The sequence below is a fragment of the Streptomyces sp. NPDC005151 genome (assembly GCF_053599875.1).
The window spans coordinates 13,268-27,485 of sequence record NZ_JBSFYR010000006.1 but is presented as its reverse complement, the minus strand read 5'-3'; the positions used below and the strand labels follow the sequence as shown (position 1 = coordinate 27,485).

11 protein-coding genes are annotated in these 14,218 nt (G+C 67.0%); 4 read left to right on the top strand and 7 right to left on the bottom strand.

The genetic code is table 11. The features are described from left to right. Positions 1-112 precede the first annotated feature (112 nt). Positions 113-805: a response regulator transcription factor gene (locus ACWD6R_RS05320; protein WP_451817491.1), complete on the top strand. Its 693-nt coding sequence runs from the start codon at positions 113-115 to the stop codon at positions 803-805. Positions 806-1,104: 299 nt separating this feature from the next. Here the strand turns inward: ACWD6R_RS05320 and ACWD6R_RS05315 are convergent, their stop codons facing one another. After that, entirely contained in the window at positions 1,105-2,805 is a 1,701-nt protein-coding gene (locus tag ACWD6R_RS05315) for a solute symporter family protein (RefSeq protein WP_451817490.1), read from the bottom strand. Next, positions 2,802-3,137 (bottom strand): DUF485 domain-containing protein, encoded by a 336-nt coding sequence (locus tag ACWD6R_RS05310; protein ID WP_451817489.1) that lies wholly within the window; start codon positions 3,135-3,137, stop codon positions 2,802-2,804. Before ACWD6R_RS05310 ends, ACWD6R_RS05315 begins: the two co-directional genes overlap by 4 nt. Positions 3,138-3,396: 259 nt before the next feature. On the opposite strand from ACWD6R_RS05310, the gene ACWD6R_RS05305 reads away from it, so the two are divergent. Then, on the top strand, positions 3,397-3,996 hold the full coding sequence (locus tag ACWD6R_RS05305) for a VOC family protein (RefSeq protein ID WP_451817488.1): 600 nt from the start codon (positions 3,397-3,399) through the stop codon (positions 3,994-3,996). 110 nt (positions 3,997-4,106) lie between these two features. Here the strand turns inward: ACWD6R_RS05305 and ACWD6R_RS05300 are convergent, their stop codons facing one another. Together ACWD6R_RS05300 and ACWD6R_RS05295 are read right to left on the bottom strand one after the other, a co-directional pair. Then, positions 4,107-4,514, bottom strand: a complete 408-nt coding sequence (locus ACWD6R_RS05300) for a DUF6223 family protein (protein WP_451817487.1) — start codon at positions 4,512-4,514, stop codon at positions 4,107-4,109. A gap of 91 nt (positions 4,515-4,605) precedes the next feature. Then, complete coding sequence (locus tag ACWD6R_RS05295) at positions 4,606-6,786, bottom strand: MMPL family transporter (RefSeq protein WP_451817486.1); 2,181 nt, start codon at positions 6,784-6,786, stop codon at positions 4,606-4,608. Between the two features lie 233 nt (positions 6,787-7,019). On the opposite strand from ACWD6R_RS05295, the gene ACWD6R_RS05290 reads away from it, so the two are divergent. After that, on the top strand, positions 7,020-8,258 hold the full coding sequence (locus tag ACWD6R_RS05290) for a sensor histidine kinase (RefSeq protein ID WP_451817485.1): 1,239 nt from the start codon (positions 7,020-7,022) through the stop codon (positions 8,256-8,258). Positions 8,259-8,607: 349 nt separating this feature from the next. Further along, positions 8,608-10,071, top strand: coding sequence for a DUF6851 domain-containing protein (locus ACWD6R_RS05285; RefSeq protein ID WP_451817484.1), 1,464 nt, complete (start codon positions 8,608-8,610; stop codon positions 10,069-10,071). A 91-nt stretch (positions 10,072-10,162) separates the two neighbouring features. On the opposite strand, the gene ACWD6R_RS05280 is transcribed toward ACWD6R_RS05285, so the two are convergent. The 3 genes from ACWD6R_RS05280 to ACWD6R_RS05270 all read right to left on the bottom strand — a co-directional run bounded on the left by ACWD6R_RS05280 (position 10,163) and on the right by ACWD6R_RS05270 (position 14,217). Beyond that, the gene (locus ACWD6R_RS05280; protein ID WP_451817483.1) at positions 10,163-11,812 is read right to left on the bottom strand and encodes a prenyltransferase/squalene oxidase repeat-containing protein; all 1,650 of its coding nucleotides are present in this window, start codon (positions 11,810-11,812) and stop codon (positions 10,163-10,165) included. A gap of 274 nt (positions 11,813-12,086) precedes the next feature. Further along, complete coding sequence (locus ACWD6R_RS05275; RefSeq protein ID WP_451817482.1) at positions 12,087-12,974, bottom strand: aromatic prenyltransferase; 888 nt, start codon at positions 12,972-12,974, stop codon at positions 12,087-12,089. A gap of 67 nt (positions 12,975-13,041) precedes the next feature. Beyond that, complete coding sequence (locus ACWD6R_RS05270) at positions 13,042-14,217, bottom strand: hydroxymethylglutaryl-CoA synthase (protein ID WP_451817481.1); 1,176 nt, start codon at positions 14,215-14,217, stop codon at positions 13,042-13,044. Position 14,218: the final 1 nt, after the last annotated feature.

Genomic DNA, 14,218 nt, shown 5'->3' with positions numbered 1-14,218 from the left:
TGCGTACGCAGATCTGCGTACGGGGTTGGCGTTTGATCGCGCTCTGCGCCGTAGGTGATCACGGATAGTCGAGCATTCGGCGTCACCCGCCCCGGCAGTATGATCCTGGGCTATGAACGCGGCAGGCACCTCCTCGCTCGGCAACGCTCCGATCAAAGTTCTGCTCGCCGATGACGAGCGTCTTGTGCGATCCGGGTTCAAGGTTCTGATCGACGTCGAGGACGACATCGAGGTGGTGGGGGAGGCCACCGACGGTGCCGAGGCCGTCGAGCGGGCCCGTACGACCCGCCCCGACGTCGTGCTCATGGACATCCGCATGCCGAAGCTCGACGGGATCCAGGCCACCAGCCAGATCGCCAAGACGCAGGGGCTTCAGCATGTCCGGGTCCTGATACTCACCACCTACGAGACCGATGCGTACGTCTTCGAAGCACTGCAGGCCGGCGCCAGCGGCTTCATGCTCAAGGACGCGGGACCGGCCGAACTCCTCCATGCCATCCGGGTCGTCGCCGCCGGAGACGCGTTGCTCGCCCCGCGGATCACCCGACGCCTGATCGCCCAGTTCACCGCGCACCGGGTCGCCACGCAGGCCGGCGAGAACCGACTGGCGGTCCTGACCCAGCGCGAACGTGAAGTGCTGGCTCTGGTGGGACAGGGCCTGAGCAACGACGAGATCGGCACTGCGCTGTGCCTGAGCCCGGCCACCGCGCGCACCCACGTCAGCCACGCGATGGTGAAACTGGGTGCGCGGGACCGCGCCCAACTGGTCGTCATCGCCTATCGGACAGGGCTCGTCACCCCTTAGAGCCTGTCGGGTGACCTCTGATCGGGCGGCCACGCCCTGGCACGCACGCTTGCCGAAATGCCCTAGTAGCTCCTTCCCCAAGCTCTCAGCTTCGTTCGAGCAGGGGAGACCCCATCCGAGGGCCTTTCGGCGCCTTGGAATCGCACGCACCAGACCACGTCCGCTTTCCGATCGAAGGTCACCCGACAGGCTCTTAGCCGCGAGCGCGGCGGTCTGCTTGGCGTTCCGCTGCGACATCTGTGTGGAGTCCGGCGGCGAACTGCCGGACTCCACACAGAAGGTCAAGGAACTGCGGCACCTCAAAGTGCTGCGCTGGGTGTCTGGCTCTCCCGGTCCTGTCCGTCCGCGAGCGGGTCCTTACGAGTGGGGGCAGTGGCGCCCGTGAAGGCACGGACCTGCAGCTCGGCGAAGCCCGCGTCGTTGCGCTCGCTGCTGGTGACTGTTCCGATGTAGCCGAGCAGGAAGGCGATCGGCGTCGAGAGCAGTCCGGGCTCGATGTCAAAGAGCTTGAAGTTGAGGTCGGGGAACATGGCGGTGGTGGGAGCACCCGACACCCCGTTGGAGAACACGACCATGACCAGAGTCACGGCCATCCCTCCGTAGACCGTCCACATCAGTCCCCGAGTGTTGAAGCGCCGCCAGTACAGCGAGTAGAGGATCGCCGGCAGGACCGTGGCGGCTCCTATGTCGACTGCGGTCGGAATGAAGACGTGGGTGAACAGGGGCACCATCGCAGAACCCAGGACGAGCGAGGCGATTCCGATGCGCAGCACATTGCGCCGTATGTCCTTCAGTTCGGCGTCCGGATCCGGCTGCCGGCCACGTGCCGCATTGATGTCCTTGGTGAAGGACGTCGCTCCGTTGATCAGCAGAGCTGCAAAAATTGCGGCGACTGAGATCAGAGCAAGCCCACCGAACAGGCCGGACGCCCACGTACCGCCGAGGTCGTCCACGAGCTTGGGCAGGGTGATGTCCCGGTGTTCGCCGCGCCCGCCGATGTTGTTTGCGCCGAGTATCGCGACGGCACCGAGACCAAGGATGATCAGGCACTGATAGAACCCGACGGCGATCATGGCCGCCCAGCCGGCCGACTGCCGCGCCTCCCGTCCGCTCCTCGCCACGTAGAAACGCATGAAGACCCATGGCATCCCCATGCCACCGACGGCGATGCAGAAGAGCTTCGACAGGTGAACCCACGGATCCTGCCCCGACAGCGGGGTGGAGCCTTCGCCGAACAGGCGGCCGGGACCCAGGAGATCAAACCCGCGATCGTCCGGCTTCGCATTGGCCTGGGCGTCATCGAGCAGGTCGAAGATGTTCAGCTTGTACTTGACCATGACCACCGCGGTCAGCACCGCCACGAAGGCGGTCATCAGAACCGCCTTGAGCACCAGCATCCGGGTGACTCCGAGCATCCCGCCCATGAACACCCACACAATGACGACCAGGCTGACGACGACGACCACGACGCCCGCGATGGCCATGTTCGGCTCGGGACTGTTGTCGAACATACGGGCGCCGACCAGACCGATAGCGGCCAGCATGGAGACCATGAACATGCCGTAGACCGTCAGAGTGACCACTGCTGATGCGATCCGTGCGGGGCGCTCGCGGGCGCGCAGCACGAACAAGTCGCCCATCGTGTGCCCGCCCACGTTCCGCATCGGCGAGGCGTAGATCAGCACCCCGAGCACCGTGCCCATCATGAAGGCCGTCAGCATGAGAATGGCGTCGAAGCCGTTCAGCGCGACGTGCCCGACTATGATGATCACAGTCGAGTACATGATGAACCCGCCGAGCATCGCGAGGGTGTTCTGACCGGCGCCGATCGTCCGGCCCGCGAGGAGGAAGTCGTCCGGGGTGCGTATGCTGCCGCGCGCCGCCCTCACGAGAGCGAAGACCACGGCCGCGAGGGCGATGGCGACCGCGGTGGCGATCGCGGGCGCCGCCCATGTGTTCTCCACCGGGGGCATATGAGGGGCCGCAAGAATTCCGGTCATCGGACACTTCCTTCCAGGTCCGCCCGGACCCGCTCACTGAGGGGATCCAGCCGGGTACGGGCGAATCGCAGGTATGCCGAAGAGACCACCACCACCAGGTTGAGCGACAGAAATACGAACAGCAGGCCCACATTTATGGGGCCGACGAGCCCTTCCCGGAAGAAGTCCGGCACGAAGGCGGCGAGCAGGATGACGAGGAACCACCACCCATAGAAAATGCCGCTCGCCCAGGCGATGAAGGTATTCGATTGGCGCCGCAAGGACCTGAACTGAGGGCTGTCGTGCAGCGTGACGTAGCGGTCACCATCTGCAGATGGATCGATCGTGCCCATGACACCTCCGCTATCGAGGACGTCGTGGTGACGACGTCGTCATATGTGCGCGGTACAGCACTCTCGGGCCATCCCGCCCCTGCGCACATGGCCCATTCACGGGATTCCGGCGTGCCGTGGCGAGATGGCGCGCCACCCCGGCCGGACCACGACGGCTCGGCCGTCGGGGACTGCCCGTCACTCCCGTCCGGCCGGAGTCGTCATGCCCCGCTGGCATATGTGCAGAGCAGCGCCGCCGTCCCCATAGAGGTCGCGCCTCGTGCCGCGCCCGGCCTGGTCGGACACCGGATACGCGAAGATCCTCGGCCGCATCACGCGGCTACGCCAGCTTCCGCAGCGGAATGCCGACGCGGTGAACGGGGTGGATGCGGCCTATGCTCTGACCGTCAACGGCCGTGCGGCAGAAGGCCGTTCCGGCCTCACCGCGCACTTTGCCGACCGCCGCCACGAGGAGAGATCCTGCATGACCGGGAACGAGAGCGAGGGCGCCCTGGCGAGCGTCCGCTACATCGTCGACGACGTCCAGGCCGCGATCGACTTCTACACCACTCATCTCGACTTCACCGTGCTCAACGCGTTTCCGCCCGCCTTCGCCGATGTCGTACGAGGGCCGCTGCGGCTACTGCTCTCCGGCCCGCCCAGCTCGGGGGCGCGCGCCACGCCCGCGGACGTAGCCTGCAGCGGGCGCAACCGCATCCACCTCGTCGTCGACGACCTCGAGGCCGAGCGGGATCGGCTGCAGAAGGCCGGCGTGGTGCTCCGCAGCGACATCGTCTCGGGGCCCGGCGGACGCCAACTGCTGCTGGCCGACCCCGCGGGCAACCTCGTCGAGCTGTTCACTCCGGCAGCCCGCCGCTGAGCCCTGGCCGAGGAAACGCGCCGCCGGCCGCCACGTGCGTGGCGGCCGGCGGCGGCGAGATCGAGCCGTACGCCCTACCGGGCCCGTCGATCAACAGATGCCCTGCCTGGTCAGGCGGTGCGGCGCGAACGGGCCAGCGCCAGGCCGCCGATGGCCATGCCGATCAGCGCGAGCACCACCGCGACGACGCCCCCGCCCTGCCCGTTGCCGGTGCCGGCGTCCGCGTCGGAGCCGGCCAGCGCGACGGCGCCGACGATGGCGCCGACCAGTCCGAGCGCCACGGCGGTGAAGGCCCTGCCCGGTCCCTGGCCGCCGCCGGCGCGACCGGCGGAGCGCAGCGCCAGCACGCCGACGACGACGCCGGCCAGCGCGAGCAGCAGGGCCACCCCGGACACGGCCCGGCCGGAGCCGCCGCTGTCCTCCTCGGCGAGCGAGACCTGTGCGGCTGCCGGTGCGGCAAGTGCCAGCACCCCGAGCAGGGCTGCCGGTGCGGCGGTGAGCAAGCGACGGACGGACATGGAGTTCCTTTCGGATGCTTGATACGTAGTTGAGAAAGCGCAGGGGGACAGCCTGGATCCACCGTGACGGTGGATCCAGGCTGCGGGAGGGTCAGACCTTGACCCCTCCCTCGACCTCGGCCGGGGGTGCCGAGACCGTCTTCGGTGCCCGGCGTCCGGGCATCCACCAGTTGGCCTTGCCGCACAGTTCCATCACCGCGGGGACGAAGATCATCCGGACGATGGTGGCGTCGATGAGCACGGCGACGGCCATGCCCAGACCTCCCTGCTTGACCGCGACGTCGGGGCCGAGCAGTGAGGTGGTGAAGACCGCGATCATGATGGCGGCCGCGGCCGTGATCACCTTGGCGGTCCGCGCCAGCCCTCGGGCGACGGCCTCGCGGGTGTCGCCGGTGCGCTCGTACTCCTCACGGACCCGCGAGATCAGGAACACCTGGTAGTCCATCGACAGACCGAACAGGACCGGGAACATCATCATCGGGACCCAGGTCGTGACCGGCATGGCCGCGGGAAAGCCCAAGGCCGGGCCGAACCATCCCCACTGCACGACCGCCACCACCACACCGTAGGCGGCGCCGATCGACAGCAGGTTCATCACGGCGGCCTGCAGGGCGATCGTGACCGACCGGACCAGCGCGATCAGCAACACCATGGACATCGCGATGACGACCGCGATCATCAGGGGCAGGCGCGAGCCGGACTCCTCGGCAACGTCGATGGTGCTGGCGTTCGGTCCGCCGACGAGGACCTGTTCGCCGCCGGTGGTCCGGGGCAGCACGTCGTCGCGGAGCTCGTGCACCAGGTTCGCGGTTGCCTCGTCCTGGTACCCGGTCGTGGGGAAGGCGGTGAAGGTGACGGCCTGCCCGTCCTCACTGACCCGGGGCGGCGTGGCGGAGGCGATGCCCTCGGTCTTGCTGACCGCTTCGACGACGGGACCCAGATCGGCGTTCTTGGAGTCGACCTCGGTGGCGAAGACCAGGGGTGCTCCGTAGCCCGGACCGAAGCCCTCGGAGAGGATCTTGTACGAGATGTAGCTGCTCCGGTCGCGGGGCTGGACGCTGGCGTCGGGCTGGCTCAGCCGCATCGACAGCGTGGGGGCGGCCAGTACCAGCAGGATCCCGCCGGCGAGGAGTGCGGCGACCAGCGGCCTGCGCTGCACCACGCCGGCCCAACGCTCGGCGAGCGTACTGCGCTCCTGGGACGGCGCACTGACCTCCTGGTTCCGGCGGGACGCGCGGCGGGGCAGGCGCAGCGAGTTGATCTTGTAACCGGTGAAGCCCAGGAGCGCGGGCAGCAGCGTCACCGCGGCGATCATGGTTACCAGCACCGTGATCGACGTGGCGACGGCCACCCCGGTCATCAGCCGCTGTCCCATGACGAACAGGCCCAGCAACGCGATCACAACGGTCGTGCCGGCGAACAGCACCGCGCGACCGGCGGTGGAGATGGCCGTGACGGTTGCGGTCTCGGGGTCATCGCCGTCCCGAAGGCTGTCCTTGTAGCGGGTCACGATGAACAGTGCGTAGTCGATGCCGACGCCGAGCCCGATCATCGCGCCGAAGACCAGAGTGAAATCCGGCGAGGGGAACAAGTGCCCCACCAGCTTCGTCAGCGCGAGGCCGGCCACAATGGCCAGGAGGGCGGTCACGATCGGCAAGCCCATGGCCACCAGTGACCCGAAGGCGATGAACAAGATCACTGCTGCGGCCAGGAGGCCCACGCTTTCGGCCGAACCCTGCGGGGGTGTCTCGGCCTTTTCCGCCATGTACCCGCCCAGCGCAAGCGTGACGCTGTCGTCGGAGGCGTCCTTGACGATGTCCACCAAGGGCTTGACCTCGGTCTTCTCCACCTCCTTGTCGCTCAGCGGGACGGTCATACGGGCGATACGACGATCCTCCGTCACCAGGCTCTTGTCCTGGTACGGCGACGTCACCGGTCCGGTAACAGGTGAGTCAGCGAGATCGGCGATGGTCTTCTCGATCTTCTGCTTGGCGGCAGGATCGTCGATTCCCTTGTCAGCCTTGATCGCGAGGGTCAGCCTGTCCCCTTGCTCCTTGGGGAAGTGCTTCTCCATCAGCTGCTGCGCCTTGGCCGACTGCGAGTCTCCTCCGGAGAAGTCGTTGTCGGGGGCGGCGCCGTAGCCGAAGCCGACGAACGCCACGACGATCACACCGACGATCCAGGTCAGGAGGACCAGGCGGCGGCGGCGGAAACAGAAACGACCCAGTCCCGCCAGAGCTCCATCCGTACGTGGAGACTCGGTTGTCGTCATCATCTGCTCCTCAGTGGTTGAGCGTTGCGGCATGGCTCGCTGCTCGATATGGGGGAGGTTGATCGGTCACAACGGCGATCGTCCCGCACGCAAGGCGGCCCTGGCCTCTGACGACGGATGGCGATGTCTACGCAATCGGGCGTAACCGGCTGTGCCGCGCTGCGCCTGTCGACGTAGCAAGTCGCGCGTCTGAGCGGAGCGTTGTCCGTGGACCCGAACAGTAGGATCACGGTATGAAACTCCGCCCCGGGTCGTTCTCGCTGCGGGTGCTGACCCAAGATGTGCTGCTCGCGCTCTTCGTCACCGTGATGCAGGTGCAGGGAACGGTCGCCCTCGCCGCCGCCAGGGGGACAGAACAGCGTTCGCTCGCCGACTTCGGATACCTCGGATACGCGCTGCTGGTGGCGGGTGGCCTGGTCGTGGCCGTCCGCCGCGTGTGGCCCGTTCCGGTGTTCGTCACCGCCGCAGTCGCCAGCTTGGTGTATTACGCCCTCGAGTTCCCGGACGGGTACGGCTGGCTCGGACTCATGATCGCCCTGTACACCGTCGCCGCCTACGGTGACGGGCGCCGGTCCTTGGCGATCGCCGGCGTGGGCACCACGGTCCTGGCCGCCGGGTGGCTGTTCGCATCCGCCGACGTGGAGCCGCGCGAGGCCATCGGCTGGGTGTTCTTCCGCATCGGTGTGACGGTCATGAGCACGACTCTCGGCGAGTCCGTCCGGTCGCGGCGGGTCATCGCTGCCGACGCTCAAGAGCGTGCGGAACTGGCGGAACGGACCCTCGAGGAAGAAGCACGCGCGCGGGTCGATGCCGAGCGGCTCCGGATCGCGCGCGAAGTCCACGACACCGTCGCTCACGCCATTGCGATCATCAACGTACAGTCCGGGGTCACCGCGCACGTGCTCGACAAGCGACCGGAACAGGCGCGCGAAGCGTTGCAGACCATCGAGCAGACAAGTTCCCGGACGCTCCAGGAGATGCGAGCCATCCTCGGCGTTCTCCGTGGCGACAACGACGACCCGGTGCCGCACGCCAGCCTGGAACAGATCGACGACCTCACCGCCGAGGCACGCGCCGCCGGACTGGACGTCACGCTCGAAGTGGACTCGCCCGCAGCGCCGTTGCCGAGCGCGGTGGACAGTGCCGCCTACCGGATTCTCCAGGAGTCGATCACCAACATCATCCGGCACACCGGCCCGACTCAGGTGACGGTCGCGGTGAACCCGGGGATCGACCATCTGGAGATCCGCGTCACCGACCAGGGCCGCGCCGGTGCCAACGGCACCCCCGTGCGTCGGCCGTCCGGCAACGGCACGGGCACAGGCGGGCGGGACAAGCCCGGCCGCGGGATCCTGGGCATGCGCGAGCGCTGTCAACTGCTCGGCGGAGATTTCAACGCCGAGCCGACTCCGGGCGGGGGGTTCGAGGTCACGGCACGGCTGCCCCTCGCACCGACCGGGTCGCTCCTTTGAACGCAGCGTCCCGCAGCCATTCGAGGCAATTCGCCGGGCGGCAGTGACAGTGCCCTGGAAAGCGATGAAGCTTTCCAGGGCACATTATTGCCAGCGGACATCATGGCGAGCAACACCCGCTCCACCTCCAACGTGAGTAGTGTCGACTACCAACACGAGCAGTGGCCAAGCGGAAGCGAACCAACTAATTTCAGTGCGGCAGAGCTCAAATTACCGTGCGGCTACTCCCGTGCCCGAAAGGAACCTCACTCTTTCCGCCGGCGACCTCCGAGGGCTCGAAAAGTCGACTGAAAGGAAGATTCCGGTGAAGGATTCAAGGCGGCCGCAAAGCAGGCGCCTCAGGTACGCGGTGGCCATCGCCACCGCGGCAGCCCTGACCGGGTCACTGACCAGTGCTGTCACGGCCTCCCCGCAGCAGGCGGCGGCCTTTGACCTCGATCACGGGAATGCCGTGACCCAGGTCGTCTATCCGAAGTTCAACACGGTGTCACGTGAGACCAACACGGGCAGCAGTCCTGTGAACAGGGACGAAACCGTCCTGCTGGAGGTGCCGTGGTTCGACGCCATAGCTCCGTATCACCCGACGGCGGTGGGCATCTTTTCGGACCTCGGCCGCCGACCGAGTGCCGAACACACGACGCGCAACAAGAACATCGCTGTCATATACTCCGCCTTCACGTCGTTGAATGCGCTCCACCCGGAATACAAGTCCAGGTGGCGCGAGATGATGGAATCAGCAGGTCTCGATCCTGACAACACAGCGGAGGACCCGACCACGCCGAGCGGTATAGGCATTCTTGCCGCCAAGAATGCCTTCGCAGCGAGAAAGCATGACGGCACCAACAGGGAAGGCGCGGAAGGCGGCCGTCAGTACAACCGGCAGCCCTACGCCGACTACACCGGATACAAGCCGGTCAACAGCGCAGACACCCTCCGCAACCCGTCCCGCTGGCAGCCGAATACGTTCGAAAAGAACGGCGTCTTCACCGTCCAGAATTTCGCGACTCCGCACTTCGGCCGGGTGCAGCCGTTCACGTACGACAGTCCCGCTCAGTTCGACGTCTCGCCGCCGCGGGAGAGCAACCACCACAACTACGCGGCCTACAAACGCCAGGCCGACCAGGTGCTGAAGGCATCGGCAAACCTGAATGATCGCCAGAAGGTGGCCGCCGAGCTCTTCAACAACAACATTGAAACCTTCGGCCCCGTCGGCGCTGTGCCGGTAATCGTCGGGGGCAACCTCGGCACCGAGGAGACGATTCGCTTCGCGACTATTCGTGACATAGCGTTCTTCGATCTCGCCATCGCCACCTGGCACTTCAAGCGCAAGTACGATTCAGTTCGGCCGTTCAGCGCGATCCGCTACTTGTACGGGAAGAAGAAGGTAACGGCGTGGGGCGGGCCCGGAGAGGGAACCGTCAATGACATCACAGGAGGCGAGTGGCGGGCCTACCTGGACGCATGGCCGATCAACCATCCCATCAAGGCATCTGACCACCCCGAGTATCCTTCAGCGGAAGCCGCAGAGTGCCTTGCCTACGCCGAGCTGACACCGCGTTTCACCGGCACCGACAAGGCCGACATCTCCTACCGCGTCGCCAAGGGCTCCTCCGTCATTGAGCCGGGAGTCACGCCGGCCCAGGATATGGCGCTGCACTGGAGCAGTTGGAGTGAGTTCGCCGGAGAATGCGGCGAGAGCCGCCTCTGGGGCGGTGAGAATTTCCGCCCCGCCATTGAGGCAGCGTCCCAGTACGCACCGCAGATCGGCGACCTGGCCTACGAGTTCGTTCAGCGCAAGGTGAACGGCGGCTGATCTTCTCGGCCAACGACAGCCGGCTGCCGGCGAAGCCCGATGGCTTCGCCGGCAGCCGGCTTTCTGTCCCGTCGACGAGTCGCGATCGCCGCTATGCCACTTCCCGGAGCAGGGACGCCGTGCCCTGCACTCGGTGGCGCACATGTCCCAGCGCGAGGAGCACGGGGGCGTCGGTCAGGATGGGGATGTGGTACGGGAACGGGCGGGGGCCGACCATGTCGGGCGGACCGCCGTACCCACCGTCCGCATTCTGGTGTGCGAGCAGCCAGGAGATGGCGCGCCCGACGGGCCGGGACTCAGTCCCGTAACACAGCGTGATCAGCCCGTAGGCGGTGCTGATGTCGTCGCTGGGATCGCCGGGCTGCATCCCCCAGCCGCCGTCGGCGTTCTGTGTCTCGCGCACCGAGCGCTCGATCCGCCCGGCCATGCGGGCCGCACGGTGGTCGTCCGGGTCCGCGGTGCATGCTGCGAGACGTGCACGGAACATCGTGTGCAGGCGACTGCGGCTCCACCCCGGCTCGAATCCGCCGTCCGGCAGCTGGCTGTCGGCGAGGAACGCCAGGGCACGCTCCCGGGCGGGTGCGGTGGAGGGATGCGGGGCGAGCGCGTTGACGGCCGCAGCCGTCATGCACGGCTCGGAGGAGGCGCCGGCGACATACGTGGGGAACCCGCCGTCGGCGCCCTGGACGGCCAGCAGACCGTCCACGCCGCGCTGCACGGCGCCGCCGTAGGCGACAGGGCCGATGGCCTGCAGGAACTCCAGGATGCACGAAGTGCAGTCGACGTCGTTCTGCGCCACATGGGGGCCGAAGGACCAGCCATCTGTGAGCGGCGCACCGCGGGAGAGGGAGAGGCACAGGGAGCGCTGCGACTCGTCGACCTCGTGGGCGGCGAACGCCTCTGCCATCGCCCGCAGCACGCCCGGCGGTGAACCGGCTGCGGCGAGCGCGATTCCGGCGGTTGACGTGCACCAGTGCTGCAGGTCCACCACGAACGGGAAGCCGCCGTCGTCATGCTGGTACCGCAGCAGTGTCTCCAGGCCGCTGCGCACGGTCTCGCCCTGCCCGGGAACGCCGGCGAGCGCGTGCAGCGACAGCAGGTGCAGCAGAACGTACCCCTCCCACACCGTCGTCGCCGGACGTACGGCGGTCAGCGTCCGCAGCGCAGCGGCCGTGGCTCCATTGCTGACCCCCGTAGCGGTGGCAAGGACCAGCGTGACCGCGGCCTGCTGGACGGCGGCCCAGGAGTGCACGGGATCCGTGGAGGCCTCTTCGTCAGCTGCGGGGGCAGCGTCGGGCGGCACCGGGCATCCGAGCAGCGACAGCACGGCGTACAGCATTCTGCGGCGGCGGGCGGAGATGAACGCCGGTGCGGCGCCGAGCAGGGCGTCGGTCAGCTTGTCGACGATGTCGGCGTCGCCGGCGGATGCCCGGTCGGTGGCCCGTCCGACCGCCAGCGTGGCGATGACCCGGTCGAACTCCTGGGAGGACCCGAGGTGCCCCTGGAGGAAGACGAGCACGCGATCCCGAGCGGGTAAGGCCGCACCGGTGCGCGTCATCAGCGTCAGCGCGAGCGCGGACTCCAGCACCCGGCTCCGGCATTCCCCGCGTATCGCACCCTCATCGTCAACCTGGCTGCTGACATACGTGACCAACCGGGAGGTGGCCTCGCGCAGGTGTTCCGGGTCGACTCCTACGGGCCACGGAATGAGGGCCCTATGCGCTTCATTCACTGGTTTCATGGCGCACTCCTATCTGGATTCCTGGTGGTCGGTGGTGGACTCGAGAACGGCACCGTGTGCCCGCGGCAAGCAGAAAGACCACACCCTCGGCATTCCGTCGTATGACGTGACCGCCTGTTCGCCGGCCGTCTCAGGGCATGGGTCAGCCGGCCGCAGATTCCTTGCCGGTGGACACGAAAGGGCCAGGAGCTGCGCGAATTATGGGTGGCCGGCGGTGCCGAACTTCACGGACGAGTGGCTCGGCAACAGGACGAGAACCGGGACCGGCGTCGGCTCAGATGAAGGCCACAGTCCCGGGGTTCCATTTGTAGTGTGTCTCGAGTTTGTAGTACTCCCCTTCGGCTGTCGCCGCGACGCCGTGGACGAACTTACGACCGGCGCCACCGTAGGGAACGCTCTGCGCGAATTTCTCGAGCTGTGGGTCGATGGGGACGGAAAGGCTCGACAGATCCGTGGTCGTCACGCCGAAGCAGAACCGCTCGATCCCCGGAGAGTCCCAGCTCAGGGTGATGTACAGCCCGAACGCCTGTCTGCCGAGCCCGAGCATCTGCTCACTCGGCTCCGGCAGTCCGATCTCACGGAGCATCGACCGGATGCCCTCGGCTTCAAAACATGCGGGGGGCACGTCGTTGAAGTACACGTTCACCGTTCTGTGCAGGTAGTCGAGCGCGACAAAGGCGATTTTGTCGTCCAGGCCATGACGGACGAAGAAGTCGACATTGCCGGCAAGGCTGCGCGGCATGGCCGGGATCTCAACGAGCTTCGACAGCTTCTGCAGGTCCTCCGGCGCGAAGCCCGCATAGACCTTCGTGAAGCCGCTCACCACTCCGAAGTCGATACCGTACCCGTCGATCGGAAATCGCTCCTCGATGTCCGAGAGCAAGGTGCCGACGGGGTGGCTCGTCTTCGGGGTGAGCCCTTTCGACAGGGCCAGGGGATATGGGTTCCGGTCCTTTGGATGCGTGACGAAGCGGCAGTCGAGATCGCCCACGTGCTGCGCGTCGGTCGCCGACCTGAAAGCCAGTGGCATGGCGTGCGTGAACGCGTCCCCGTACGCGGACAGGATGGGCCAGACCTTGTCGCGCGAGGGGACTATTCCCATCTTTCTGGCTGTTTCCGTGACGGCCGAATAGATTTCTGCCGCCTCAGAATTCCCGGACATGTGCCCTCCAAGCAATAGAGGCATGCACTTGCATGCACACAGGCAGCTGATGGGTGCGACGGTGGCCTTATCGCGTCGCGTAAATGCGCTTGTGGCCGGAGAGTCCGACGAGCCGGTACGGCCCGGTGGTCTCACTCGGCACGGGATGGTCTCCGCCGTCGACCGGGAAGGACCGCTCGTGGAGTTCGCGGTACCTGGCGTAGCCGATCTCCTCGCGCCGGCTGATCGCCTCGCGGTGCGCGTCGGAGCGCAGCTGCGCGCGGTATCCCGGGACGACGGTGCCGGCGAAGAACTCGGCGACACTGCCGGACCCGTAGCTGAGGAAGCCGATGGTCCGGCCGGTCAGGTCGTCGGCGTGGTCGAGCAGCGCGGCCAGCCCGACGTACATCGCCGCGGTGTAGCTGTTGCCGATCTCGGCGTTGTAGGCCGTCGTGTGCCCTATGACGCGGGTGATCTCGCCCTCGTCGTCGGCGTGCCCACAGTGCTGAAGCAGGTGCTGGTGCGCCTTGTAGGCCATCTTCGTGAACGGCTGGTGATAGCAGAACGCGCTGAACTCGTCGAGCGCTCGGCCGCCGCGCTCGGTGTAGTCCTTCCACGCACCTTCCACCGACTGCAGGTACGCGGAGATGGACTCACGCCCGTCGACCAGGGCGGTGGTGAGATAGTTCGGCCGCCAGAAGTCCATGATGTCGGCGGTGAACATCCCCGACCGCTCCTCGATACGCACCAGTGCGGGATCCGCGCCGACCAGCATGGCCACCGCGGCCGCGCCCTGAGTCGCTTCACCTGCCGTGCCCAGTTCATACCTCGAGACATCGCTGGCGATCACAAGGACCTGTTCCGACGGGTCACGGTGAACGAGGCCGATGGCGAACTGCAAGGCCGCCGTCCCGCTGTAGCAGGCCTGCTTGAGCTCCACGACCCGGGCGGCAGAAGGCAGCCCCAGCAGCGAGTGGACGTAGACCCCGGCCGCCTTCGACTGGTCGACGGATGTCTCCGTCGCGAAGACGACCGTCCGGATCCGGTCGGCGCCATGCCGGGCGACGACGGGGGCGGCTGCGTCGGCGGCCATCGTCACGATGTCCTCGTCAGCGGCCGGCACGCTCATCGAGCGCTGGCCGATGCCCCGGTGGTACTTGGCGACGTTGGCGCCGTTCTGGGCAGCCAGCGTCTCGTGCGTCAGGACGTACTGCGTCGTGGCGAGGGACAGATCGTGGATTCCGATGGTGACATCCCCGGGCATC